The 24,429-nt window shown below is 69.9% G+C and carries 12 protein-coding genes; 6 read left to right on the forward strand and 6 right to left on the reverse strand.

Features of this window, described 5'->3' with window-relative positions:
* Positions 1 to 4 precede the first annotated feature (4 nt).
* Positions 5 to 754: a D-Ala-D-Ala carboxypeptidase family metallohydrolase gene (locus ACWGJB_RS08815; RefSeq protein WP_453379512.1), complete on the forward strand. Its 750-nt coding sequence runs from the start codon at positions 5 to 7 to the stop codon at positions 752 to 754.
* Between the two features lie 69 nt (positions 755 to 823).
* On the opposite strand, the gene ACWGJB_RS08820 is transcribed toward ACWGJB_RS08815, so the two are convergent.
* From ACWGJB_RS08820 to ACWGJB_RS08845, 6 genes are all read right to left on the reverse strand, one after another.
* Complete coding sequence (locus ACWGJB_RS08820; protein ID WP_453379513.1) at positions 824 to 1,936, reverse strand: helix-turn-helix domain-containing protein; 1,113 nt, start codon at positions 1,934 to 1,936, stop codon at positions 824 to 826.
* Positions 1,937 to 2,159: 223 nt separating this feature from the next.
* On the reverse strand, positions 2,160 to 3,083 hold the full coding sequence (locus ACWGJB_RS08825; protein WP_453379514.1) for an NADP-dependent oxidoreductase: 924 nt from the start codon (positions 3,081 to 3,083) through the stop codon (positions 2,160 to 2,162).
* Between the two features lie 65 nt (positions 3,084 to 3,148).
* Positions 3,149 to 3,577: a nitroreductase family deazaflavin-dependent oxidoreductase gene (locus ACWGJB_RS08830; RefSeq protein ID WP_453379515.1), complete on the reverse strand. Its 429-nt coding sequence runs from the start codon at positions 3,575 to 3,577 to the stop codon at positions 3,149 to 3,151.
* A 160-nt stretch (positions 3,578 to 3,737) separates the two neighbouring features.
* Positions 3,738 to 6,392 (reverse strand): LuxR C-terminal-related transcriptional regulator, encoded by a 2,655-nt coding sequence (locus tag ACWGJB_RS08835; protein ID WP_453379516.1) that lies wholly within the window; start codon positions 6,390 to 6,392, stop codon positions 3,738 to 3,740.
* Between the two features lie 302 nt (positions 6,393 to 6,694).
* On the reverse strand, positions 6,695 to 7,033 hold the full coding sequence (locus tag ACWGJB_RS08840) for a hypothetical protein (protein ID WP_453379517.1): 339 nt from the start codon (positions 7,031 to 7,033) through the stop codon (positions 6,695 to 6,697).
* Between the two features lie 23 nt (positions 7,034 to 7,056).
* Positions 7,057 to 13,689, reverse strand: coding sequence for an RHS repeat domain-containing protein (locus tag ACWGJB_RS08845; RefSeq protein ID WP_453379842.1), 6,633 nt, complete (start codon positions 13,687 to 13,689; stop codon positions 7,057 to 7,059).
* A 487-nt stretch (positions 13,690 to 14,176) separates the two neighbouring features.
* Here ACWGJB_RS08845 and ACWGJB_RS08850 point away from each other — a divergent pair, with 487 nt between their 5' ends.
* The 5 genes from ACWGJB_RS08850 to ACWGJB_RS08870 all read left to right on the forward strand — a co-directional run bounded on the left by ACWGJB_RS08850 (position 14,177) and on the right by ACWGJB_RS08870 (position 23,968).
* On the forward strand, positions 14,177 to 20,302 hold the full coding sequence (locus tag ACWGJB_RS08850; protein ID WP_453379518.1) for a LamG-like jellyroll fold domain-containing protein: 6,126 nt from the start codon (positions 14,177 to 14,179) through the stop codon (positions 20,300 to 20,302).
* 1,024 nt (positions 20,303 to 21,326) lie between these two features.
* Positions 21,327 to 21,752, forward strand: a complete 426-nt coding sequence (locus ACWGJB_RS08855; protein WP_453379519.1) for an STAS domain-containing protein — start codon at positions 21,327 to 21,329, stop codon at positions 21,750 to 21,752.
* 56 nt (positions 21,753 to 21,808) lie between these two features.
* On the forward strand, positions 21,809 to 22,417 hold the full coding sequence (locus tag ACWGJB_RS08860; RefSeq protein ID WP_453379520.1) for a hypothetical protein: 609 nt from the start codon (positions 21,809 to 21,811) through the stop codon (positions 22,415 to 22,417).
* A complete protein-coding gene (locus ACWGJB_RS08865) occupies positions 22,414 to 23,175 on the forward strand; it encodes an ANTAR domain-containing protein (RefSeq protein ID WP_453379521.1) in 762 nt (253 codons plus the stop codon). Before ACWGJB_RS08860 ends, ACWGJB_RS08865 begins: the two co-directional genes overlap by 4 nt.
* Before the next feature lie 76 nt (positions 23,176 to 23,251).
* Positions 23,252 to 23,968 (forward strand): GAF and ANTAR domain-containing protein, encoded by a 717-nt coding sequence (locus ACWGJB_RS08870; RefSeq protein ID WP_453379522.1) that lies wholly within the window; start codon positions 23,252 to 23,254, stop codon positions 23,966 to 23,968.
* Positions 23,969 to 24,429 lie beyond the last annotated feature (461 nt).

The raw sequence follows: 24,429 nt of genomic DNA on the forward strand, positions 1-24,429 counted from the left end.
GACCATGACTTCCTCCTTCCGTCCCATCGACCGCCGCACCATGCTGCGCGGCACGCTGGCCGCCGGCGCAGGCGTCGCCTTCGGCCAGCTGCTGTTCTCGGGCGTCGCGCAGGCCTACTCGTGGTCGCGCACCCTGACCCAGGGCGCGACGGGTGCCGACGTGACCGAACTGCAGATCCGGATCGCGGGCTGGGCGGCGGACAGCGCCAGCCAGAGCCGGGTCGGCATAGACGGGGACTTCGGCCCCGGTACGGCGGCCGCCGTACGCCGGTTCCAGGCGGCGTACGGTCTCAGCGTCGATGCCGAGGTCGGTCCCAACACCCAGGCGAAGCTCAACTCGCTGGAGCAGTCGGACGGTTCCACGCTCCACTTCAACTTCAGCGAGTTCGTCAACCAGTCGGACGGCACCTTCAACGGCGGCAAGCTGAGCGCGTCGCAGGTGAAGGAGAACGTCCGCCGCTGCATGTACAAGCTGGAGGCGCTGCGCAAGAAGCTGGGCGACAAGCCGATCACGGTCAACTCCGGCTTCCGCAGCATCGCGCACAACGCCGAGATCGGCGGGGCCAGCGACAGCATGCACCTGTACGGCACGGCCGCCGACCTCGACGTGCCCGGCGTGGCCACCAAGACCGTCTACCAGAAGGCGGAGACCTGCGGGTTCTCCGGCCTGGAGACGTACACCGTCGACCACCAGCACGTCGACAGCAGGGCCGACCTCGGCCGCGCCTGGTGGTGGGAGAACGGCACGGTCTGACGCCGCTCTCGGGGGAGCGGAGCTCCGGGTACCGCCGCTTCGGTACCCGGAGCTCCGGGCTTCAGCGCCTCAGCGCTTGCTCTTCGGCTTGCTCTTCGGCGTGTTGTTCGGCGTGCTCTTCAGTGCCGCCTCGCAGGAGGGCCAGTCGTGGAAGTCGTGCCGGACGCTCCACAGACGGTGGGCCGCCCTGATGTTCCAGTCCGGGTCGAACGCCCGCAGCGGGGTGCCTTGGAGGTCCTGCAGGCGGGCGTCGGAGATCTGGAACACGCCCCAGTTGCGGCTGCCGTTGGTGTTGGGCAGTACGTACAGCGGGTCGAGGAACGACGCGCAGCGGGCCACGGCGACGGCGGTGCCGGGATCCTCGACGAACACCTCGCGGATCCGCTTCGCCACCTTCGCCGGCGGCCAGGTCGTCATGCTCACCTTCTGCCCGTAGAGCGCCTCCTTGGTGGCGTCGTCGACCACGTTGGTGGCCGGCAGGCCCGCCAGCACCTGGAACGCGGTCAGCCTGCGCAGGGTCTCCGGCCCGAAGTCCCCGTCGACGGCCAGCGTGCCCTTCGCCCGCGTCAACAGGGTCTGGACCTCGCGTACGCACTCGTCGTGCTGTCCCATGCTCACCGACTTGCACGCGGGTGAGTACAGCAGCTCGCCGCCGGTCGCCGGCGCGTCACCGGCGGAGCTTCCGACGGGCAGCCACACGAAGCCGGCCACCAGCACCACCGCGACCACGGCGGCCAGGATCGCGGAACGCGAGGAAAGCCTCTCGGGCAACCGGGACCGCCGCGGCTTGGTGGTCTCCTCGGGGATGATCTCCGACGGGGTGACATCACCGGGTGCGGGGCTCGTCAGCACGGGCACGGCAGGCTCAGCCACCTCCGCCTCAGCCTGCGGTTCCGGTTCCGGGTTCTCCTTGGCGGTCGTGGCCGGTACGTCCCGGTCGGTGTCCGCCAGCGCCCACAGCCGGTGCAGTTCGCGGAGCTCCTCCGCACTGGCGCCGCACACCTTGGCAAAGGCGTGCACGACCCGGTAGTCCGTCGGAACGCTGAGGCCGGAGCAGTACCGATGCAGGCTGGAACCACTGACGCCCGCCTCCTTGCCGAGGCGGTCGTAACCCCGGCCGCTGCGGTCCTTCAGCATCCGCAGGTGGGCGGCGAACTTGTCGGTCTGCGGAGAGGCAACCACACGTCCCCCCTTGCTCAAGCCTCTACTGACGGGTAGAAGCTACACCGCAGGAATGGAGCGCGTACGTTCTTTCGATATCGCCATACGACCGCCAACGACCCTTCTTGCGACCGTATTTGATGGCGCGTCAATAAGTGGACGCTTCATGCCGGAGAAAGTGCCGGAACTGACGATCAGCTCGTTTTGTGCCATCGCCACCCCTACTGGCCCTACCGACTCCGGCCTAGGGCACGAGGACGATCTTGCCGTGGGTGTGGCGGCGTTCGAGCTCGGTGTAGGCGTCGCGGACCAGCGCCAGCGGGTAGACGTTCGCGATCGGCACCTCGAGGTGTCCGTCGGCGATCAGGCCGGCAAGCTCGGCGAGCACCTTGGCGCCCGGCCCGGCCGCGCTCCCCCCGTCGGTCTTCACCCCGTGCTTCCTGGCGGCCTCGAAGTCGGCGATGGTGTCGATCCGTTCGGCCGGGACGCCCAGGTCGAGGGCCAGCTCGACGTATCCGGTGCCGTGGGTGTCGATGAAGGCGTCCACGCCGCCGGGCGCGGCGGCCCTGATCCGGTCCGCGACGCCGTCACCGTACGCGACCGGAGTCACGCCGTGGCTCTTCAGCCATTCGTGGTTGCTCTCGCTCGCCAGGCCGATGACCGTGGCTCCGGTACGGCACGCGAGCTGGACGGCGAGCGAGCCGACCCCTCCGGCCGCCCCGGAGACGACCACGGTCTCGCCCTCCTCGGGGTGGACGGCGTGTACGGCCCCCCACGCGGTTGCGCCGGCGACGTACAGGCTGCCGGCCACCTCCCAGGAGACCTTCTCCGGCTTACGCGTGAGGTCACCGGCCTCGACCAGGACCAGCTCGGCCTGGGAGGCCCGTTTGTGCGTGAATCCGATCACCTGCTCGCCGGGCGAGAATTCGGCGACCCCGGCGCCGACCTCCTCGACGACCCCGGCGAGGTCGCTGCCCTGCCCGGACGGGAACGTCGACGGGAACAGGTCCGCCACCGCCCCCGTGCGGATGGCCGCCTCACTGGGGTTGATGCCGGCCGCCTTCACGCGTACGAGGACCTGCCCGCCCCCGGGTACCGGGCGTTCCACCTCGTCGACCCGCAACACGTCGATCCCGCCGAACTCGTCGTACCTGACCGCCTTTGACATGCTCTCTCTCCTTCGCGACTCGTCGGGGTCCTGGCCCCGGTGAACGGGCTGAGCTGGGGCGCGGGCTACGCCCGTCGGAGTTCGAGCACAGGAATGGTGCGCACTCCAGCGGTTTTGTCCGCGTATTCGGCGAATCCCGGGCAGCGCCGAGCCTGCTCGGCGTAGATGCGGTCGCGTTCGGTGCCGGACAGTTCACGGACGGTCACCGGATATGTCTCGGTTCCGCGTTCGACGTCGCCGACACCGGCGGCCGCCAGGTTGCGATGCCAGTCCGGGTTGGTGGGCGCTCCGCCCTTGGTCGCGAAGACGTAGATGATGTCCGGCTCGGTGTCGTGCGGGAGGTACATCATCGGGGTGACGTACTCCCGCCCGCTCTTGCGGCCTCGGTGATGCACCAGGACCAACGGAGCACCCTCGAAGACCCCGCCGACCCTGCCGTCGTTCGCTCGGAACTCCGCGACGGTCTTCGCGTTCCAGTCGAGCGCCTCGGTCATGTCGGACTCCTGTCTGGGAGGTGGGCTGGTGCGAGCATCAGGGCTGGTGCGAGCATCGCCACCAGGCAGGTGAGGCAACATCACCGGATCAAGGTGATTCGCAGCCGGATCAAGGCGCCCTCCCCGCGCCGGCGGGCGGAGCGAGCGCCGTCCAGCAGGGCTAGGGCCGGTGGCGAGCGGCCAGCAGCCGCAGCTCCCGGGCGCGCCGCACGGCCGAGGACCGGTCACGAACCTGGAGCTTCGTGTAAATGCTGCGCAGGTGCGTGCTGACGGTGTTCAGCGAGACGGACAGTTCGCCGGCGATCTCGGGCCGGGACAGGTTCGTCGGGAGATACCGGAGCACCCTGAGCTCGCCCGGGCTGAGCTTCGTCGTCGGCGGTGGTGACGGCTGCTCTTCGGCCGCCGGAGATGAGTCGTACAGGACATCCAGGATGTCGGCGAGCAGCGCGCCGTGTGCCGTCCGGTGCCGGGGTAGTGCCTCCAGCAACTCCTGGGAGCCCGTCATCGCGAACGGAAGGACCAGCCGGTCGGGCTCCGCCAGGGCCAGCGCCTGTTCCGCCGCCTGGTTCGCCGCGCCCTGGTCACCGAGTTCACCATGGGCGAGCCCGGCGAGCAGGTGCGCCTCGATGACCGTGACGTAGCCGAGAACCGGTGCCGTGCCACCGAGAACCTCGTGCAACGCATCCAGGGCTCCGGCCGGATCGCCCTCCGCCAGGCAGATCGCCGCGCGGGCGTTGCGGATCTCACCGGAGCCGGCCCGCTCGTCATCCAGCGCCGCGAGGGCGGCGCGGGCTTCGCCGGGGAGCCCGAGGCGGGCTTGCGTGGCGAGCAGCCAGCCGGTCATCTGGCTCGCCAGCGCCTGCGATCCCTCCAGCCGTGATGCCAGGTGTTCGGCCGCGCCGAACTCCTCGAGCGCCTCGCGGCGGCGGCCGCGACCGGCGTGCAGCATCGCGGCCGTCTGGTGCAGCAGCAGCCTGATGTCCGGCCCGGTGTCCGTTCGCAGGGCCCGTTCGGCGCGTCGCAACCACCGCTCGCCCTCGTCGAACTCGCCCAGCCACGCCATCGTGCCGACGAGCGTCACCAGCGCGGGTGCGATCACCGGTTCCGTGCCCCAGCCATGGCGTTCGGCGAGCTCTATCGCCTCGCGGCACTGGCGCTGGGTCGTGGTGAACGCACCGGTCTTCGGCATGTCGGCGCCATGGAAGATATGCGCGAAACCGAGCTGCGCGAGGCAGCCGACCTCCAGGTACGGGCGGCCGGTCTCCCGGGCCAGCACAGCGCCCTCCCGGAGGTGGTGTACGGCGTCCGGCAGCCCCAGCGACCACGCCTCGGCCGTCCCCAGATTCATCAGCGCCATCGCGCGCAGATCGCTGTCCAGGGCGATGTCCTCGTCGGACCGCCCGGACACCGGGGAGCCGAGGAACCTGACCTGCTCGACGACGCCGGCCAGGTGACCTCGCCGTCTGGCCAGTGACAGCCGCAGCGACGCGACCGCCGTCCCCAGCCGGCGCCGGCGCTCCGGCGTCGTCGTGGCGGCGTACGTCTCGGCGACCGCCAGGTGCGCGGCCGCCTGGTCCAGGCGGCCCTCGCCCAGGTCACCCATTGCGCGCACAAGGGCCAGCTCGGGGCGGTCCTCGCCCGGCGGGAAGGCCCGCACCAGCGCCTGCATGGTCTGCGCCTGACCGTCGAGCGCCAGGCTGAAGGCATGGTCGGCCAGCAGCCGGGCCGCGTCAGCCCAGTCGCCGGCCGCCTGGGTGTGCCGGACGGCCTCGGCCACCTGGCCCCGCGAGGTGAACCATCCGGCGGCGCGCCGGTGCAGCGCGGGTACCTCCTCGGGCAGCGTCCGGCGCAACTCCAGTCGCAGGAGATCCGCGAACAGGTGGTGGTAACGGAACCAGGTGCGCTCAGGGTCGAGCGATTCGACGAACGCGTTCGCGTCCTCGAGACCCAGCAGGATCTGTTCCGAGCTCGGGCGGCCGGTCAGCAGGTCGGCCAGCTCGCCGTTGACCCGGTCCAGCAGGGAGGTGCGCAGCAGCAGATCCTGGACGTCGGGCGGCCGGCGTTCGAGCATCTCGGCGATCAGGTACTCGGCGACCGTGCGGTCGCTGCCGGAGAACTCCGCGACGAACCGCTCGGGGTCAGGATGGCCGACCAGGGAGAGCATCGCCAGCCGCAGGCCCGCGGCCCACCCTTCGGTCCGCCGGTGCAGCAGCGCCGCTCCGGAGTCGGAGAGCGCGATGCCCGAGGCGTCGAGCAGTTCGCGGGTCTCGCGCTCGGAGAAACGCAGGTCCGCCGCGCGGATCTCGTCGAGCTCGCCCGTCAGGCGCAGCCGGTGCAGCCGCAACCGGACGTCGTGGCGCATTGTCAGTATCGCGTGCGCCTGCGGGGGAAGGCTGGTCAGCAGCCGGGTGAGCTGAGCGGGGGCCTCCGGCGAGAGCAGCTCGTGGAGATCATCGATGACCAGTGTGACGCCGCCGTGGGCGTCGGCCATCTCCGACAACACCCGGTCGACCATCGCCGACGCGTTGAAGTCGGGTGTCGCTGCCGGCAGTGCCGCACCGCCGTCCGCGTCGGTGGCGTGGCGAACCGCACCGAGCAGAGCCAGCCAGAACTGCTGGGCGTCCTGCTGACCGCGCGGCACCTGCACGAAGGCGAGCCGACGTGACCGGCCGGGCCGGTCGGCCCAGGCGCGCAGCAATGTCGTCTTCCCGCTGCCGGCCGGAGCCGAGATCACCGTCACCTTGCCCGCCGCCGCGCGATCCAGGGCAGCGACGAGATCGTCCCGGTCGATCAGCCGGGGAGCTGCTGGAGGCACCGTCCAAGGACCGCCTTGCTATCCGCGCCCGACACCCTGGCACCGGTCGCCCAGCCCCGGCGCCTTCCCGTCGTAAACAGGCTAGCGCGCCTGCTGACAACCGCGCGTGGACCCTGGATCGACCGGCGTCACGCTGACGCGGCCTCGCCCTCACCGGGATCCGGCGCCGGCATCTCGACCGACCGGCGGTCGGGCTGGGCCGATGCCTGCGGGCCGGGGCCGAGGATCTCGGAAGGGAGATCCTCGGCCCCGGCCCGGTCACTGCGGCGCTGGTTCCGGCCGGCTGCCGCCGAAGGCGCTGCTCAGCCCGCCTGCCCCTGCTCCGTTCCGGTCGTCGGCGGGACCACTCGGAGGTTCGCATCGGGCTGTACCCAGGACAGGTCCATGCCCTCGAGTTCGACGACGGCGCTCCAACCGGGGGTCAGTTCGGTGAACTCACCGTACGGCTGCCGGTGTATCCGGAGCACCCGGGCCGGGGGAGCCCCGGCATCCGGTGGGCTGTCCACGGGGAGCACCGCATCGCCGGGGAAGATGCTCCGCCCCGCACTGACGCAGCGGGCGTGGCAGCTCACCCTGTTCGCCGAGGGCCGCTCGTACACGATCGCCACCTGTAGTAGTCCCACCGCCTCGGTGCTGCTCATGCTGCGGATGCCTCCATCCGTGGTCAGAACCAATTCATCACCTTGTCGGCCACGTCGGACGCCACACCGCTGCCGATGATGCCTCCGACGACACCCCCGACGACACCGCCGACGACGGTACCCGCTCCGGGTATGGCCGAGCCGATCGAGGCGCCCACCTCCGCGCCGTAGGCGGCGCCCGCGAGGCCGCCCGCGAGGCCCGCGGCGTCCCGCGTGGCGGTGTGGAGCCGCTGGGCCGGCGGTGCCTTGGCGACGTCGTAGGCGGAGAGCGCCACCGCGCCGACGAAGAGGCTGCCCTTGAGCGCGCCGCCGACCGTGATGAAGCCCGCGTCGCCGCCCGCCGAGTCCGCCAGCTTGCTCGCGGTCGAGGCGGCACTGCTGCCCGAACCGCCGGTGGCCCCTGCGGTCTCGGCGAACTCCTCGATCTGAGCGGGGGTCAGCTTGGGGGTCGACTTGAGGTTGCTGTTCAGGTCGTCGAGCCGGGTGGACGGATCGACGTCGATCCCCATCTTGGAGAGGATGCTCCGCGCCTGCTCGACCGGGATCGTCACCCGGGCCCGGCTGGCGAGCGTGCTGGCGGACGCCCTGACCGGCACCTCGCTCTCGTGCGGGAGCGAGAGGTAGTAGTCGTCCATCATCTCCAGGTCGGTGAGGTCCTGCCGGTTCAGGATGTGCACTACGCCCTGCGCATGCCAGTCGTTCGCGGCCTGGGTGGCGAAGTGGGTGGAGACACCCGGGTCCGACGAGGTCGGCGTCCACCCGCTGGACTGGATGTTCTCCGAACCGCCGAAGTCCACGGTGGAGCCGCGGAAGAGCCAGTCCGTCGCGTCCGTCGGCGGGCGGTAGCCCGGCCCGGGGCCCATGTCCGCCGGGTACATCTGGCCGCTCGGGTCGGCGTTGGTGACGGGGTTGTCACCGGCGTAGGCGTAGCCGCCGAGCTCCTGCGGGTCGGTGGCCTCGAACTTGGGGTCGACGCTGATGAAGCGTCCCAGTGCAGGGTCGTACTTGCGGACACCGACGTCGGTGTAACCGGTGGCGGTGTCCTGGGACTTGCCGAGGAACGAGTGGGTGGGGTCGGGCCACGCGGTGTCGTTGGCGTTGGACCGCTGCTGCCCGTACGGCGTGTACTGCTGACGGGACACCTTCTGCGTGGTGGTGTCCATGGCCATGGTGCCGGTGCCGTGCGGGTCGTCGAAGAGGTAGTCGGTGCCTCCGCCGGGCAGGCTGGAACGGACCGCCACCGCGCTGCCCGCACCGCCGTGCGAGTAGGTGCGCACGGCGCCGAGCAGGACGTTCGGGGTGACTCCGGTGTTGACGACGATCTCGGTGTCGCCCGCGAACAGCGTGGTCTTCCCGGGGTCGCGGCGGATCAGCTGGTTGCCGTCGGCGTCGTAGACGTATTTGGTGGTGGTGGGGCTGCTTCCGGTGGTGTCGACCTGGGCCAGATGGCCTTCGTCGTCCCAGGTCAGACTCTGGCCCACGCCGCTGCCGGTGGGGGTGCGAGTGAGCAGGTTGCCCGCCGCGTCGTAGACGAAGTCGGCCGGGTTGCTTCCGCCGGTGGTCTTGGTGAGGGTGTGCGGCTGGGCGCCGGTGGCATTGCAACCGGTGGCGCAGCCCTCGACGTAGCCGGTGGTGACGTCCGCCCCACCGGTGGTGGAGTGATCGACCACCTGGGTGCGGTCACCGATGGCGTTGTAGCTGTAGGACTGCCAGTACGACCCGGCGGTGCCGGCGACGGTCGCGGCGGTGGGGTCAGTACCCTGCGCCGGGCAGGCGGCCTTCGCGGTCCATGCCTCGGACAGCCGGGCCAGTGCGTCGTACTGGTAGCACTGGGTGTCCGTGACCGTGTTGCCGGTCTCGGACTGCTGGTCGGCGGTGGTCAGCGGGTTGCCGGCGGCGTCGTAGGAGTACGTGGTGTCGTCCACCTGCGGCCCGGGGGCCTGCGTGCGCGAGATGAGGCGCCCGGTGGGTTTGCGGGTCTGGTCGTCGTAGGAGTAGGTGATCCAGGCGGGGTTGCTGGACGCCCCCAGAGTGAGCTGCGAGGGCTGGCCGTAGTTGGTGTAGACGGTGCCGCCGACGTAGGTCTGGGCGCTGCTCGCGGTCGTGGTCGGGTTGCCGAGCACGTCGTGCCCGTAGGTGATGGTCTCGCCGATCAGGCCCTGGGTGCGCGGGTCGACCTGCGAGGCCAGCAGCTGCGCCTTGGGGGTGTAGGTGTAGGTGGTCTGGTAGCTGGTCGGCAGCGGTGCCTCGCTCGCGGGCAGCGTGATCTTCGTGCCGGTCGACTTGCCCAGTGTGGTGTAGCCGGTCGTCGCGACCGTGTATCCGCCCGTCACGCCCTGCACATAGCTGGTGGACGAGGTCAGCTGGCCGATCCGCGAGGTGTCGTACAGCCAGGAGGCGACCTTGAAGTTCTTCGCCTTGTCCGTCTCGGTCAGCTTGCGGCCGAGCAGGTCATAGGTGAAGTCCAGCTCGTTGCTGCGTGAGTCGGTGGTGGAGACGAGGTTCCCGGCGTCGTCGAAGCCGTAGTGGCTGGCGCCGGCGTCCGGGTCCGCCTGCGAGGTCTTGCGGCCCAGCAGGTCGTAGCCGAAGGCCCACACCGCGTTGTCGGGGCCGGTCACCTTGTTCTGCTGGCCGGCCGCGTTGTAGCCGTAACGAGTGGCGTGGGACGTCCCACCGGTGACGGTGAAGCCGTCGGTCGCGTTGCCGCTCACGGTCGGTGCCACGGTGAACTGGTCGAGCTCGGTGTTCTGACCGCGAGCGTCGGCCACCGTGGTGGTGGCGACCGCACCGGTGGGCGGGATGACGGTGGTCTTGTCACCCGTGTAGGCGGTGCGGGTGTTCCAGGTCTGGACCCCGTCGTGCTCTTCGGTGCTCCGGGTGGTACGTCCCATCGCGTCGTGGTCGGTGACGGTGGTGGCGGGGATGCTCACCTGGGAGACCGACACCAGACTGGAGCGCGGGTCGCCGTCGATCGCGTAGCTGTTGTCGGTGACCACGGTCCAGCCGTGCGAGTCGTACTGGGTGTCCGAGACCGTGGTGCTGCCGTTCTCCGCCGTCACCTGGGTCTGCAGGGTGCGCAGCATGGCGTCGTACAGCGTCTCGTTGACGCTGTAGCTGCCGTTGTCCAGCAGGGTGCCCGTGGACACCACCGAAGGAGCGGTGGCGGACAGCGCGTAGCTGTAGGTCATGCTGGCGGCGGCGCCGGCGCCCTTGTTCTCGTTGGGCAGCCAGACACCGGTCAGCCGGCCGAGCGCGTCGTAGGACAGCGACGTGACCAGACCGGCGACATCGGTCTTGGTGAGGGGCACGCCACGGGCGGCATCCAGCCCGGAGGACGCCACCTGGCAGTCCTTGGACGAGGTGGTGGCCGGTGTGCAGGCCGTGCCCGGGGTGATCTGCGTGGCGGTGGTGGTGCTGGTGGGCAGCGCGCCGCCGGCCGGCGTGTACGAGGTCGCCACGGTCTGGGCCAGGCTGCTGCCGTCCGGGGCGGTGGAATGCGGCGTCCGGGTGGCCAGTACCACTCGGCCGTAGGAGTCGTACGTGCTCTGGGTCTGGTCGACGAACTTGGTGGCGGTCGCCCCGCTGGACGCCGACGCCTTCTGGACGAGAGTGGCGTCGCCCGTGCTCGGCTGGTCCGGGTCGGACTGACCGTCGCCGTTGTAGGCGAAGGCGTGCCCGTCGAACGACGTGCGGGTGTCGGAGACCAGGTTTCCGGAGGGGGTGGCCCCGGAGCTGTTGCAGTCCTGGTCGGTGACGATGCTCTCGGCGGTGACCACCACGGTCGCGCGGGTGCCGTCGAGGTAGCGGGTGAAGGTGCACTTGGCGGTGTTGCCGGTGGCACCCGCCTCACCGCGGTCGTCGCTCTGGACGGCCATGCCAGTGGTGGTCTGGCCCAGGGTCGTGTTGTAGAAGGTGTCGGTCTCGGTCTTTCGCCAACCGTAGGAGACGGCCTGACGGGTCAGCTTCTTGGCGGGCCTGACCATGTTCGCCGTCAGGTCCGCGAGTCCGGTCCGGGACCGCGTGGCGGTCGGGCCGATGATTTTGGGAACGTTGACGACGGCCTTGTCGATGCCGCCGTTGACACCGGTGTAGGTGTCGGTCTCGAAGACCTGCCCGGCCAGCGCGTTGTCGTCGGCGACGCTGACACTGCCGTCCTGGCTGGTGAGCGCGGGCACGCTGCGTGTCCCCGACGGCATGGTGTCGCCGTCCATGCCCAGGAAGTAGTAGGTCTTGGTGAGGGTCTTCTGGTCGTAGACCTTGGTCCCGTCGGTGTAGTGGAAGACGTTCGGGTCACCGGTGGTGACGTCCACTTCCGGGAATCCGCGGAACTGGCCCCAGGTGCGGTTCTTGCTCTTGACCGTCTCGTTGTCGTCGTAGTGCCAGCCCGGGTTCCCCTTGTAGGAGTACTCCGTCAGCAACTCCGGCTCGGTGCCGTCCTGGTAGCTGTTGTGCGGGTCGATCGTGGACACCGATCTGACCGGGTGCAGAGAGAACCAGTCCAGCATCGGCGCGGGCTGTCCCTCCGGCGTCCAGTACACCGGGAAGCACCGCAGTTTGTTCGTCGAGGCGAACCCCTTCGCCGCCGCGTCCGTCGGGTCGGACGGGTCACTTGCCGGGGCGCTGGAGCAGTCCGGGGTGTCGTAGACCACCGTGGTCTGCGCACCGGTCTCCGTGGTGACCGTCTGGATCCGGTCGTGGTACATCAACGGCATCTGCGGGATCGTCCCGACCCGGTTCGCCAGCTGCAGCGGCGGATCGAAGCTCACCGACGGGGTGGAGGTGCTCGCGGAGGCCCCGCCGAGCAGGTCCAGGCCGGTGTGCTTGATGCTGTCCAGCCACAGGGTCGGGGCGTGGTCCCCGCCGTCGGGGAAGGACTGGGTGAAGTCGTAGCGGTCCACCTGCTTGGTCGCCCCGCCGACCTGCACCTGCGTGGTGATCGAGGTCAGACGCTTGCGCGACCAGAAACTGGGACCGTGGTTGGTGCAGTCCGTCGCGTCCTTGGCGCAGTTCAGGTCGATCGGCACATCCGGCCAGTACTCCGGGTTGGACTTGGTGAACTGGGAGTCCGAGCACGTGTTGCCCGCGGGCGTGCCCGAGATGCAACGCTCCGCCGTCGCGTCGAACAGGATCTGCTCCGGCGCGGTACCCGAGTAGACCGTGGACGAGGTCATGCCGTAGTCGATGCGCTTCAGCGTCCCGCCGCGGGTGTAGGCCACCGCGGTGTTCTTCATGTCCGGGCCGTAGTAACCCGTCTCCGGCGCGTAGTAGTACGCCATCGCGTTGCTGTGGCGGTCCACGACGTAGTCCAGGTTGAACCGGTAGCCCAGGGTGCAGGAGCTGGACGCGAAGTCAGTGCCCGCAGGGCAGTCCGAGACCCCGCTGTGCGCCTTGTAGACCGGCATCGTCCAGGCCGACTTGGTCTCCTCCTTGCCCGAACTCCAGCCCGGCAGGCGGTTCCAGCCGAAGTAGTACTGGATGCCGTTCTCGGTGACCTTGAAGTACTCGCCGTTGTCGGTGCCGTTGGTCGCGCCGGTCAGGTCCTCGATCTTCGTGGTCGAGTCGTCCTGCGCGGCGTGGAACGTCTTGGTGCTCTCGTCGTAGACGATCGCCGTGGACTTCCCGTCCAGCGACAGGGTCAGGACCTGGCCCGCCCAGCATTCGTCGCCGTCGTTCTTGGGCGCATCCGACGACGAGTCGTCCTTGCAGGACTTGTAGGTCCGCTCGATGTAGTTGTCCGAGGTCGACCAGCCGTCGCCCAGCCACGAGGACTGGTTGTTGGTCCCCTCGGTACGCGAGTCCTGGGTCGCCGAGTTGTAGTTCAGGGTCAGCGTGGGTGCCGAACCGCCGATGGCTCCGGGCACGGAGATGGGGTAGTTGTAGGTGAAGGCCCCGGAGTTGCCCGAGGTGGACCACGTGCCACCGGACGACAGCGTGGTCGCCGTGTAGTCGCCGGACGAGCCGCTGGTGCCCGAGGTCGCGGCCAGCGCGACCATGCCGGCGGAGGCCTCGGCGGTGTGTGCGGACAGGGTCTTGGACGTCGTCGCCGGCAGCGAGACCTGGGCCGACAACGGCGCGCCGGCCCTGGTGCGCAGCGGCGTCTGCGACTGACACCGTGGCAGTCGAGGGGTCGTCAGTACGCAGGCCGGCAGCCGCACCAGGTGCAACCGTGCGGCGTAGTCGCCGCCGAAGGCGTTGCGGAAGGCCGAGTCGTCCACGTCGACCCCGACGCTGCCGGAGCCACCCGCGCTCCGCAGGGTGAACAGCACGCCGTGTACACCGGCGGCCCGTGCGGTCTTCTGGTCGACCGTTTTCACCTGGACCCGGCGCGCGGTGGTACCCGAACGCACCGCCGACAGCAGCACCGGTGACGATCCCGCCCGCACTCGCGACACCGCCCGCCGGGAGGATGCCGAGCCCGCCGACGCGTGCGCGGGACGCCCACCGGTGGGCGGAACGGTCAGCGACACCGTCGAGCTACCGCCACCCGGCAGCGACGCGTGTCCCGCGGGATCGAACCGTGTGAATCTCTTCGACGCCGCAGCCGCCTTCGGCTTCGCGTGGGTGAAGGGGATCCGCTTGTCCTTGGCCACCGCGGGGGTGGGGACGTGCCGGTGCGAATCCGGCGACGCCATCGCGTCCGCGGCGGGGATGAGCATGCTCACCAGGAGGACACCTGTGGTCGGGAGGCTGAGGCCACGGAGCCATCTGGCGCCCCGTCGTATCCGTCTCCTCAACCCGGCTGTTCGCGTCATCGTGAGCCTTCCCCCGTTCCCGGCCCAGGGCACACGGAAGCCGCCCCCGGGTGTTGCTGTGGGCACCCAAGCGGCCTTCGTTACCGGCCGGTTGAGCGCACGCCAAAGGAGAGGCAAGTTGATCAAGCCCCTCACGAAAGCTTCACGCTAGGGCCTGAGATCAACACGGCTTGCAAAGCGCATGCACACGGGATGCAAAGGAATCCCCTAGCCTTGAACTCAATTTGACTGTCATACGTCAAAAACGGACCCCGTTCGGTCACCAAGTGATCAATCAACGATGGACCCGCCTCACATCGGCCCCACAGAATGCACTCCGGCGCGGGGCCCGCGGGGGGAACCGCCTGAAAAGCGGAGGACCCCAACCTTCATGTCCGTCCATAGCAGTCCCTTGCGCAAGTCCAGACGCCGGCTGTCGAGACCGATCGCCACCGCCGTCGTCACGGCCCTGACGGCGGCTTCGCTGGCCGCAGCGGCACCCGCGCACGCCGCGCCCGACGCCTCCCACCCGGCCAAGCCGAAGAGCGGCGGCTCCTCGTCCGCCTCCCGGCGTCTCAACCCCACGGAGGCGGCGTCCGCACGGGCGAAGGCCACCGGGAAGCCGGTGACGATCGACCAACTCACCGACACCGGAACGCTGGTGGTGGCCAACCCGAACGGCACCTTCACCCGCACCGACTCCTCGATGCCGCAGCGCACACTGCGGCACGGGAAGTGGGTGCCGATCGACACGAAGCTGGTGCGGCAGGCGAACGGAACCTGGGCGCCCAGGGCCGCGGTCACCGACGTGGCGTTCTCCGACGGCGGTTCGGGTGCGCTGGTCACGATGCGCAGCGGCAGTGCCAGGCTGGGCTTCTCCTGGCCGGGCAAGCTGCCCGAGCCGGTGATCTCCGGGAACACCGCCACCTACCCCGACGTACTGCCGCAGGTGGACCTGCAGCTGACCGCGGACGCCTCCGGCTACTCATCGATCCTCGTGGTCAAGTCCCGTAAGGCGGCGGCCGATCCGCGCCTGCGCAACCTCGCGCTGAACACCACCTCGTCCCATGTCGAGGTGACTCCCACGCGCGACGGCGGGGCCCGGGCCACCGACAAGCGCACCGGCGAGACGGTGTTCCACAGTGACACCGCACTGATGTGGGACAGCGCCGGCAAGAAGGCCTCCGGCGTGTCCTCGGCCCGCACGGCGACCGTCTCCTTGGCCCGTGCCGAGCAGAAGGCGGCCGCCAAGGTCGGCAAACACCGCGCGCAGGTCCGGGTGAGTCTGCAGCACGGCAGGCAACTGCTGGGCCTGGACCAGAAGTTGCTCACCGCCAAGAGCACCGCCTACCCGGTCTACATCGACCCCGAGTGGAGCGGCAGGCCCTCCCAGCTGGACTGGGCGCGGATCTCCGACAACGGGTGGAACGTCTACAACTCGACGTCCACCTCGGGGGCGACCAACGCCCGTGAGGGGTGGGACAACTCCTCCCCCGGCAACGGTGAACGGGCCCGCACCTACTACCAGATGAACACGAGCGGCATCAAAGGCGCCGTGGTCACACATGCCTCGCTGTACGTGAAGCAGCTCTCCGCCGCCTCCTGCGCGGACACCCCGGCCGCCGTCTACGGCACCGACCGCCCCGCAGGCTGGAGTTCCTCGTCGCTGTACTGGGGCCATGAGCCCGGCGGGCGCACCGGCTCGCTGGGCACCAACCCCAAGAGCCACGAGGCCGGCACCTGCCCGGTCACCGACGGTGCCAACTCCTGGGTCAGCCCGCCGTCACTGGAGTTCGACGTGACCTCCCGGGCCCAGAGCGCGGCGGCCGGCGGCTGGAAGAGCATGACGCTGATGGTCCAGTCGCCCGACATGAACGACGCGACCCAGTGGAAGCAGCTCGCCTACGGCGGCGGCGCCACCATGTCGGTCACCTACAGCTACCGCCCCAAGCTCAAGAACGGCACCGGCACCCCGGCCATCAAGCCGTCCATCGTGAGCCTGGGCAAGACGATGACCACCACCCACACGCCGACGCTGTCCGCGCGCGCGGTCGACCCCGACCTGGCGGGCGGCAGCGAACTGGTGCGCATCGAGTACAACGTCTACAACTCCTCCGGCACCCTGATCCACCAGGGCTTCGGCCCCAGCACGGACTCGAAGAAACGCGCCCGGTACAACACCAACGGCAGTGACTGGACCACGTCGAGCCTGCCGGACGGCACCTACACCTGGAAGGCCACCGCACAGAACGCGGCCGGCTACTGGGTGGGCCCCGGCTCGGGCATCTGGACCAAGACGCAGACGTTCACGGTGGACACCAGCGCGCCCCCCGCGCCCACGGTGACCTCGAGTCAGTTCCCGGCCAAGCAGATCGGTGCCGCCTTCGGCGACAAGGGCACCTTCACGCTCAGCAACAACCACACCAACAACATCACCGGCTATCTGTTCGCCCTGGACGCCACGCTCGGCAACACGGTCTACACCAGCAGCGTCACCCACTGGACCACGAGCACGACGATCGTGCCGGGCCACGTCTACTACGCCACCTCGGACAACGGCCCCGGCACCGGCACCGTGGTCCTCAACGGCAGCGCCTCCCCGGCTTTCGCCCCCGCCAAGGCGGGACCGCACACGCTGTACGCCAAGGCCGTGGACCAGGCGGGCTCGACGTCCATCTCCCAGACGAGCTACGCCTTCTACGCCGGCACCAGCACCCCGACGTACGCCTACGGCGACAAGATGATCGCCGGCTGGACGGCGACCAACACCGACGGCACGACCACCGTCGTGCCCAAGGCGACCACCACGTCCAAGGGCGGCCAGCTGATCAGCCAGGCGGCGGGCAGCGGCTACGAGTTCGCCGACGGCTACCAGGCCATGCTGGCCAACAAGAGCACCACCTCGAAGGTGGTCAGCGGTGACAGCGCGACGTTCGGCTTCGACATCCCCAAGGACGGTCCCTGGAGCTTCGGGGTCAACCTGACCAAGGCCAAGGACTACGGCATCTACAACCTGGTCCTGGACGCGGGCAAGCCCACCCAGGCCACCCTGCTCAGCGGCTTCGACGCCTACAACTCCTACGTCACCACGCGGTTCGTCAACCTCGGCATCCCCAAGGACGCCAGCGGTCAACTGCTCACCCTCAAGCAGGGCGCGCACACCCTGACCCTCACCCTGACCGGCAAGAACCCCAGCTCCACCGGCTATCAGGCCGGCCTCGACGTGCTGCGCCTCGCGCCCGCGCTGACCTGCGCGATGAACAGCACCGGCAGTTGCCTGAACAACACCGCGACCAGCACCTTCACCACCACGACCAGCACGGCCGACGCCGACGGCTCCGGCAACAGCATCAACTCCGCCGACCTGACCGGCACTTCCGGCTGGCAGAGCGGCAAGTCGGTGACCGTCGACGGTACGAGCATCGCGCTGCCGAAGTTCGGCACCGGCACCTACGACAACATGCTGGCCTCCGGGCAGACCGTCACCGTGCCGGGCAGCGGCGTGGTGAACACCGGTGACGCCGTGGTCTTCCTGGCCTTCGCCACCGGCGGCGCGGCCAAGGGCGCCACCGGCACCATCACCTACGCCAAGAACAACTGCCTGGACCCGAACGGCGCCCCCGCCGACCAGTCGTACACCCTGGACACGGTGCCCGACTGGCTGAGCGGCCCCGCCTCCGCGGCCACGCTGACCCTCGTCCACCAGAACCACAGCAACAACACCCAGACCAGCCCCAGCCCCGGCCCGAAGATCTACGCCGTCAGCGTCCCGCTGACCTGCCCCGGCTCGGTCATCAGCAACATCTCCCTGCCGCTGTTCACCAACGGCGTCCAGGCCGGCCAGCCGACCCTGCACATCCTGGGCATGGGCGTACGGCCGCTGACCGTCACCGGCAACGGCACCCAGCACTGGGTCGGCACCTGGTCCTCCGTCCAGGACACCGCCAAGGTGACGCAGTCCGGCGGCAGCGCGGCCACCGTCAACGGGCAGACGCTGCGCATCCCGGCCCACGTCAGCATCGGCACCGACGACGGCAACGGCGTCCGCGTTCACCTGTCCAACGCCATGGGCACCGCTCCCGTGACCTTCGACGCGGCCTCCGTCGCCCTGCAGGACGCCACCGCGGGCGGTGCCACGGCGGGCGCGGCACCGGTACCGCTGGCCTTCGGCGGCGCCGGCACCGTCACGATCCCGGCGGGCGGCGACGTCACCAGCGACCCGGTGACCCTGCACGTCGACCAGCAGGCGACGGTCCTGGTCAGCCTGCAGGTGCACGGCTCGGTGTCCGCGTTGCCGGGCCACGCGGCGGCCCAGACCCCGGTCTGGGTCAGCGACGCGGCCAACCGCACCGGTGACACCGCGGCCACCAAGTTCACGCAGACCACGTACACCGGTCTGCCGTACCTGGCCGGCCTCGACGTCACCACGCCCACCTCCGCCCCCACCGGCTCCCTGGTCCTCTACGGCGACCAGAGCGTCAACGGCGACACCGCGAGCGGCGACGGCCGGCACCACCTGAGCGACGCCATCACCGGCGCCATCGTGGGCGACCCCAACGGCGACTCCACGGTGGACTACGGCGTGCTCAACGCCGGTACCAACAGCAACAGCCTGAGCAACAACCTGCTGCCCCAGGGCACGTACAGCGACACCCCGATCAACTCGCTCAACCCGCTGGACCGCAACGTGCTGGCGCAGGGCAACGTGCGGACCGTGCTCGTCTCCACCGGTGCCACCGACCTGCTCAACTGCACCGGCACCGCCGACGCCTGCGCCACCGGTGTCGAGCAGGGACTCGCCGCGATCAACAGCGAGCTGAACTCGTACTACACCGACGACGGACAGGCCTACATCAACGGGCAGCCGGTCACCCAGAACTCCAACATCACCGTCTACCTCACCACCATCACGCCGTTCACCGCCGCCCACCCCGGCACGGCGACCCAGGAGTCCGCACGTGAGCTGGTGAACCAGTACCTGCTCGACAACTTCCCCAGCCAGGTCATCGACTTCGCCGCGGCGGTCTCCACGGACGGCACGGCCACCTCGTCGACCGTGAAGGCGGCGGACCTCTCTAGCGGCAACCCGTCGAACACGTACTACGACGACCTCGCCGCCCGCTACCTCAACGACACCAACACCCAGGTCGTCGGCATCGCGCCGAACCTGATCGTCCCGGAGGCCACCGGCGGCGACACCCCCGACAACGAGTGGGAGATGGCCGCCGACGGCACCGACGCACGCGGGGACAACCCGTTCACCGCGGTCGGCGGGGCGACCTTCGGCTCGACCGGACCGGACGCGGTCAACGCCCCGGCCACCGCCACCTCCTTCGACGGCAGCACCGGCTTCCTGGAGAGCGACCACACCGCGGTCAACACCCTCGCCGACTACACCGTCTCCGCGTGGGTGAAGCTCGACTCCACGGACAACCCGGCCACCGCCATCTGTGAGGGCACCAGTCAGCACCAGGCGTTCTACATCGGCTACGACCGGGGCAACCAGGGCTGGATGTTCCAGACCACGACCACCAATGACGACAGCGCCGACTTCCCCACCGCGGAAGGAGACACCAACACCGGCGCCGTGGGCACCTGGACCCACCTCCTGGTCACCTACACCGCACCCGTGGACGGCGACGACAGCAGCGGGGTGATGTCGATCTACCAGAACGGCACCCTGATGGGGACCGCCACCAACCTCACCCCGCAGTACGACTCGTCGATGCCCCTGACCGTCGGCGGCTGCATCAACGACGCCGCCGCGACCTCGCCGTACAACGCGTTCCCCGGCTCCGTCTCGGACGTGCAGGTCTACCCGTACGCGATGGCGGCGAGCCAGGCCGGCGCGGCCAGCGTGATCGTGCCGGCCGGCTGGGACAACGGCATGCCCGAGGACGAGTGGAAGCTCGGATCGAACGGCACCGACACCGCCTCCCTCAACCCGGTCACCGCCACCGGCAGCGCCACCTACGGCAGCGACGCGCCGAGCGGACTGTCCGGCAGCGTCGCCTTCGACGGCAGCACCGGCTTCCTCAAGAGCAAGCAGAGCGCGGTCAACACCCTCGGCGACTACTCCGTCTCCGCCTGGGTGAAGATCAACTCGGCCCTCGGGACCGCCGCCGTCTGCCAGGGCACCACCCAGCACCAGTCCTTCTACCTCTCCTACGACAAACCCAGCGCCGCCTGGATGTTCCAGACCACGACCACCAACGACGACAACTCCGACTTCCCCACCGCGGAAGGGGACAACAACTCCGGCCCGGTCGGCACCTGGACCCACCTGGTCGCCACCTTCCGGGCACCGGTCCCGGGGGAATCCACCACCGGCAACATGGCCCTCTACCAGAACGGCACCCTGGTGGGGACCGCAACCAACCTCAGCCCCCAGTACGACTCCTCCCTGCCCCTGACCGTCGGCGGCTGCGTCAACAGCGCCTCCGCCACCACCCCGTACCTGGCCTTCCCCGGCTCCGTCGCCGACGTCCACGTCTACCCGCGGACACTCTCGGCGACCGAGGTCAGCGCCCTGCACTGACCCGCACCGCCTCCACGGGCCGCCGGTTCAGCACGGCTCGGTGAGCCAGGCGTTCAACACAGGTCGAAGGCCCCCGCCGCGAGGCGGGGGCCTTCTTCCGTGCACACAACCCCGCAGCGGATTCGCCTTCCACCGCACAGAGGCTCCGCCCGGGACCCGCGGCACCTCGCCGCCTGGGCTCAGGCGAACCTCGGGAACAGCCTGAGCGCGTTGTCGCGTTCCACACCCCGGAGGTCGTCCTCGGTGAAACCGTCGAAGCCCGTGAGGTTCTCGATGTTGTGCACGACGGTGGGTTCCGGGGCCGCCGGCCAGTCGGTGCCGAACAGGCACCCCAGCCGTCGTCTGCAGCAGGTGACCGACGACGCAGCCCTTACCGGCCGTCGCCCGAAGCGGCGGGTCACCGAGGAGGTCGCCCATAGTGATGGGAAGTTCGCTGATCTCCTCAGGCCCCCTGGGCCAAGACGTGGAACGAAGAGCGCAGACGACATCCCCGACGAAGTCGCCGCCCGCCGCCGGCGGATTTCCGGTGCGCCCGACGTCGGCTTGACGGTCGTGGCCCCGCCCGGTCCTGGAGACGTGCAAAGCCATTTCCTCGGGCAGTGCACGGACCGTCGTATCCAGGCGGCCGTCGGTCACCGTGTTTCGCGCTGCCTGCCCAAGTACCGTGCAGGGCGGGACATACCCGCGCGGCAGCATCTCCCGGCATCGCCCCGGTACGAGGAGCGGACGGCTTCGAACCGGCCGCCGGACCGGGGTGAGGACTATGCTGCTGTACGGACGTCCCAGACCCCGGCGGCTTGTCGTAGATCGACACAGATGGCTGCGGGAAGCGGAGTCTTCGTCCGCCACCCGGCGCATCACCGGAAGGAACCGGGTGGATCCGCTCTTCTGTAACACAGGCCGCGGACCCATCCGTTGCTTCGCCTCCGCCGAACCCACGCCCTGGCCGACAGCGCGCCAAGGAGGCCGGGATTTCCCGGCGCCACCGCGTCCGCTGCCGTACGGTCCTCCGAACCGAGGCGTCATGCCCCTCCCCCAGCTCACCGTCTACCGTCACGACCGCAGGAATCGGGCACTCATCACCCTGGCCGGCGAGATCGACCTGGAATCCGCCCCGCTGGTGCGCAGGGCACTGGCGCAGTGCCTGAGCGACGGTATCCGCACCATCGACATCGATCTCACTCCCGTCACCTTCTGCGACTGCAGCGGCCTCAACACCTTCCTGCACGCCGCGCAGCAATCCACGGAGGCCGGCGGAACCCTGCGACTGCACCACCCGCCACCGACACTGGGCCTGATCCTCGACCTGACCGGCTCCGGGTTCCTGCTCCTCGGCGTTCCGTCCGGGCATCTGCCGCCCCCTCCCGGGGGTGTCCCGGCCCCGGCCGCCCACATCCCGCCGCACCGGACACATCGGCTTGCCTCTGTGCTCCCAGGCGATGCGCGGTGACGGCCCGGGCAGGGCAGGGACAACCCCGAAAGCGCCGTGACAGCGAGTCGTCCTCCATGGACGCGGTCCGGTTGCGTCGGGTCACCCGCTGCCAGGCGCAGGATCTGAGCGGGATGCTGACGGATCTGTACGTGGATTCCCGCGACATGTCGCCTCCAGAGGCGTGCCGACGTCTCAGCCGCCGGCGCTTTCTGAACCGTCTCACCGCCGACATCCGGCGGCCGGGTTTCGCCATGGTGGTCGCAGAGACAAACGGCCTCGTGGGATGCGCATTCGGCTTCCCGGTGCGCAGCGACGGCTTCTTGTGGCTCGGGTTCGACGCGGCACTGTCGCGCGGAATCGGGCAACTCACCGCGCCCGGCGGTGTCTTCGCGGTCACCGACATCCTGGTCCGCCCGCATCCGCGGGACGCGCACGTGGCTCGCCGGTTACAGGACCGGCTACTGGCCGACCATCAGGCGAAGCTCGGCGCCACCCTGGTGGACGGGGCCGATCTCCCCGCCCTCGCCGCGCTCCGTTCCTGGGGGTGGCTGGACGTGGGAGAGATCTGGAAGCCGCCGATCGGCGCCACTCTGCTCCGGGTGCTGGTGCTTCCCGTCGGCGAACGAGCCACGGCGCGGTTGCAGGGACCTGCGCACGATGCCTGGACGCGGTGGCCCGGATGAGGTCCGGCAGCCGGTCGGCCCGCGTCCAGATGCTGGTCGCCGAGCAGGCGGCGCGACGCGGCGCCCGGGTCGATGTGGTGGACGTCTGCACCGCGGCCGTGGCCGCGCTGCCGGTCGGCGGGGCCGGGCTGTCGGCGATGTCCCGCACCGCGGCGAGCCATCCGCTGTGCAGCACCGACAGCATCAGCGAGCAGTTGGAGGAGCTGCAGCTCACCCTGGGCGAGGGGCCCTGTGTGGATGCCTTCCTGCACGGCTCGGCCGTCCTGACTCCCGATCTGCTGACCGTTGAACTGCACGACCGCTGGGCCGGGTTCACGGATGCGGCCCTGAAAGCCGGGGCACGCGCCCTCTTCGCGTTTCCACTGCAGATGGGGGCGATCTGTCCGGGTGTCCTGGACCTGTACGCCGACGTGCCGACCGTGCTGCATACGGAGGAGCTGGCCGATGCGCTGGCGTTCGCCGATCTCACGACGCTGCTCCTGCTCGACGCCCGGATCGACGAGACGGGCGAGCCGGCCGACGGGCCGGCGCCGGACCGCGTCGCGGACACAGTGATCGGATACCGGGCGGAAATCGCCCAGGCCACCGGCATCCTCACCGTCCAGCTCGGCGTCGGCATCGACGAAGCCTTCGTACGGCTGCGCGCCCACGCCTACCTGCAGGGGCGCCGACTCGCGGACGTGGCCGCCGACGTGGTGGCCCACCGGCTTCGCTTCTCCTCGCACGCGGAGCCCGACCAGGCCGACGAGGAAACCTGACGTACCGGCGCCGATCGGTGAACTGGCTGACTTCCCGCCCCCTCCCGGGGGAATAGTCTCAATCGAGGGTGACACGATGAATCAGCAGCTCCTGGCCAAGACCTTCGTCGAACTGGCGGACAACCTGGTCGCCGACTTCGACCTGATCGACTTCCTGCGCCTGCTCACCGACCGCTGCGTGGCGATGCTCGGCGCCGACGCGGCCGGGGTGCTGCTCGCGGACCACAACGGCGAACTGCGGGTGATGGCCGCCTCCGACGAACGGGTACGGCTGCTGGAACTCTTCCAGCTCCAGAGCGACGAAGGCCCCTGCCTGGAGTGCTTCCGCTCCGGCACACCCGTGATCGTCGCCGACCTGACCCTGGAGGTCGGCCGATGGCCGCGCTTCGTCACAGCGGCCCACCGCAGCGGGTTCGGGGCGGTCCAGGCCTTGCCCATGCGCCTGCGGGACGAGGTCGTCGGCGCCCTCAACCTCTTCCGCGCCGCCCCCGGCCCCTTCGACCCGGCAGGCACACTCATCGCCCAGGCCCTGGCCGACGTCGCCACCATCAGCCTCCTGCAGCAACGCTCCACCCACCGCAGCACGATCCTCAACGAACAGCTGCAGACCGCGCTCAACAGCCGCGTACTGATCGAACAGGCCAAAGGCAAACTCGCCGAACGCCAGGGCATCGACATGGAACAGGCCTTCACCACCCTGCGCGGCTACGCCCGTTCCCACAACCGGCTCCTGTCCGATGTGGCCCGCGCCTTCATCGACGGCTTCGAACCCCTCCCCGGACTGGGGCCCTGACCCACTCGGCGCCACCGACCACCGCCCCCACGCTGGGATTCACGGTCCGGACGGCCGCCGTCGCGGTGCGACGACGACCGTGGCCACGAGCAGTGGTGGGTCGCCGACCGCCGGTGCGCGGGACCCGTGAGTCTCCGAGGCGTGCCCCGACCCCGACGAAGCCCCAAGGGCCCCGGCCGTTGATGCTCGCCACAGTGGCTGCCCAGGGCGTCGGGCTCTGCGTCGCCGCGGGCCAGTGGCTGCCGGGCGGCTGGTGGCTGTTCGCCGTGCTCGCCGCCGTCGCGGGCCGGGCCGGCGGTCTGTGGCTCACGTGCGGAAGCCGCGGTACAGGTCCCCCAGCTCGACGGGCTCCACCACGAGGCGGTGTGCACCGCTCGCGAAGTCCCGGAAACCGCATCCGGTCGACCGCGGAACGCTGGGCGAGTGGGCGGGAGGCAGGCCCGCGACCGCCCTGGGAGCTG

This window comes from Streptomyces sp. NPDC054813 (assembly GCF_053611365.1).

Coding starts and splice junctions, on each gene's coding strand:
- ACWGJB_RS08830 (WP_453379515.1), bottom strand. CDS start 3,577: ATGACCGAGGCGCTCGACTGGAACGCGAAGACCGTCGCGGAGTTCCGA.
- ACWGJB_RS08815 (WP_453379512.1), top strand. CDS start 5: ATGACTTCCTCCTTCCGTCCCATCGACCGCCGCACCATGCTGCGCGGC.
- ACWGJB_RS08860 (WP_453379520.1), top strand. CDS start 21,809: ATGGACGCGGTCCGGTTGCGTCGGGTCACCCGCTGCCAGGCGCAGGAT.
- ACWGJB_RS08840 (WP_453379517.1), bottom strand. CDS start 7,033: ATGAGCAGCACCGAGGCGGTGGGACTACTACAGGTGGCGATCGTGTAC.
- ACWGJB_RS08845 (WP_453379842.1), bottom strand. CDS start 13,689: ATGCTCATCCCCGCCGCGGACGCGATGGCGTCGCCGGATTCGCACCGG.
- ACWGJB_RS08870 (WP_453379522.1), top strand. CDS start 23,252: ATGAATCAGCAGCTCCTGGCCAAGACCTTCGTCGAACTGGCGGACAAC.
- ACWGJB_RS08865 (WP_453379521.1), top strand. CDS start 22,414: ATGAGGTCCGGCAGCCGGTCGGCCCGCGTCCAGATGCTGGTCGCCGAG.
- ACWGJB_RS08825 (WP_453379514.1), bottom strand. CDS start 3,083: ATGTCAAAGGCGGTCAGGTACGACGAGTTCGGCGGGATCGACGTGTTG.
- ACWGJB_RS08855 (WP_453379519.1), top strand. CDS start 21,327: ATGCCCCTCCCCCAGCTCACCGTCTACCGTCACGACCGCAGGAATCGG.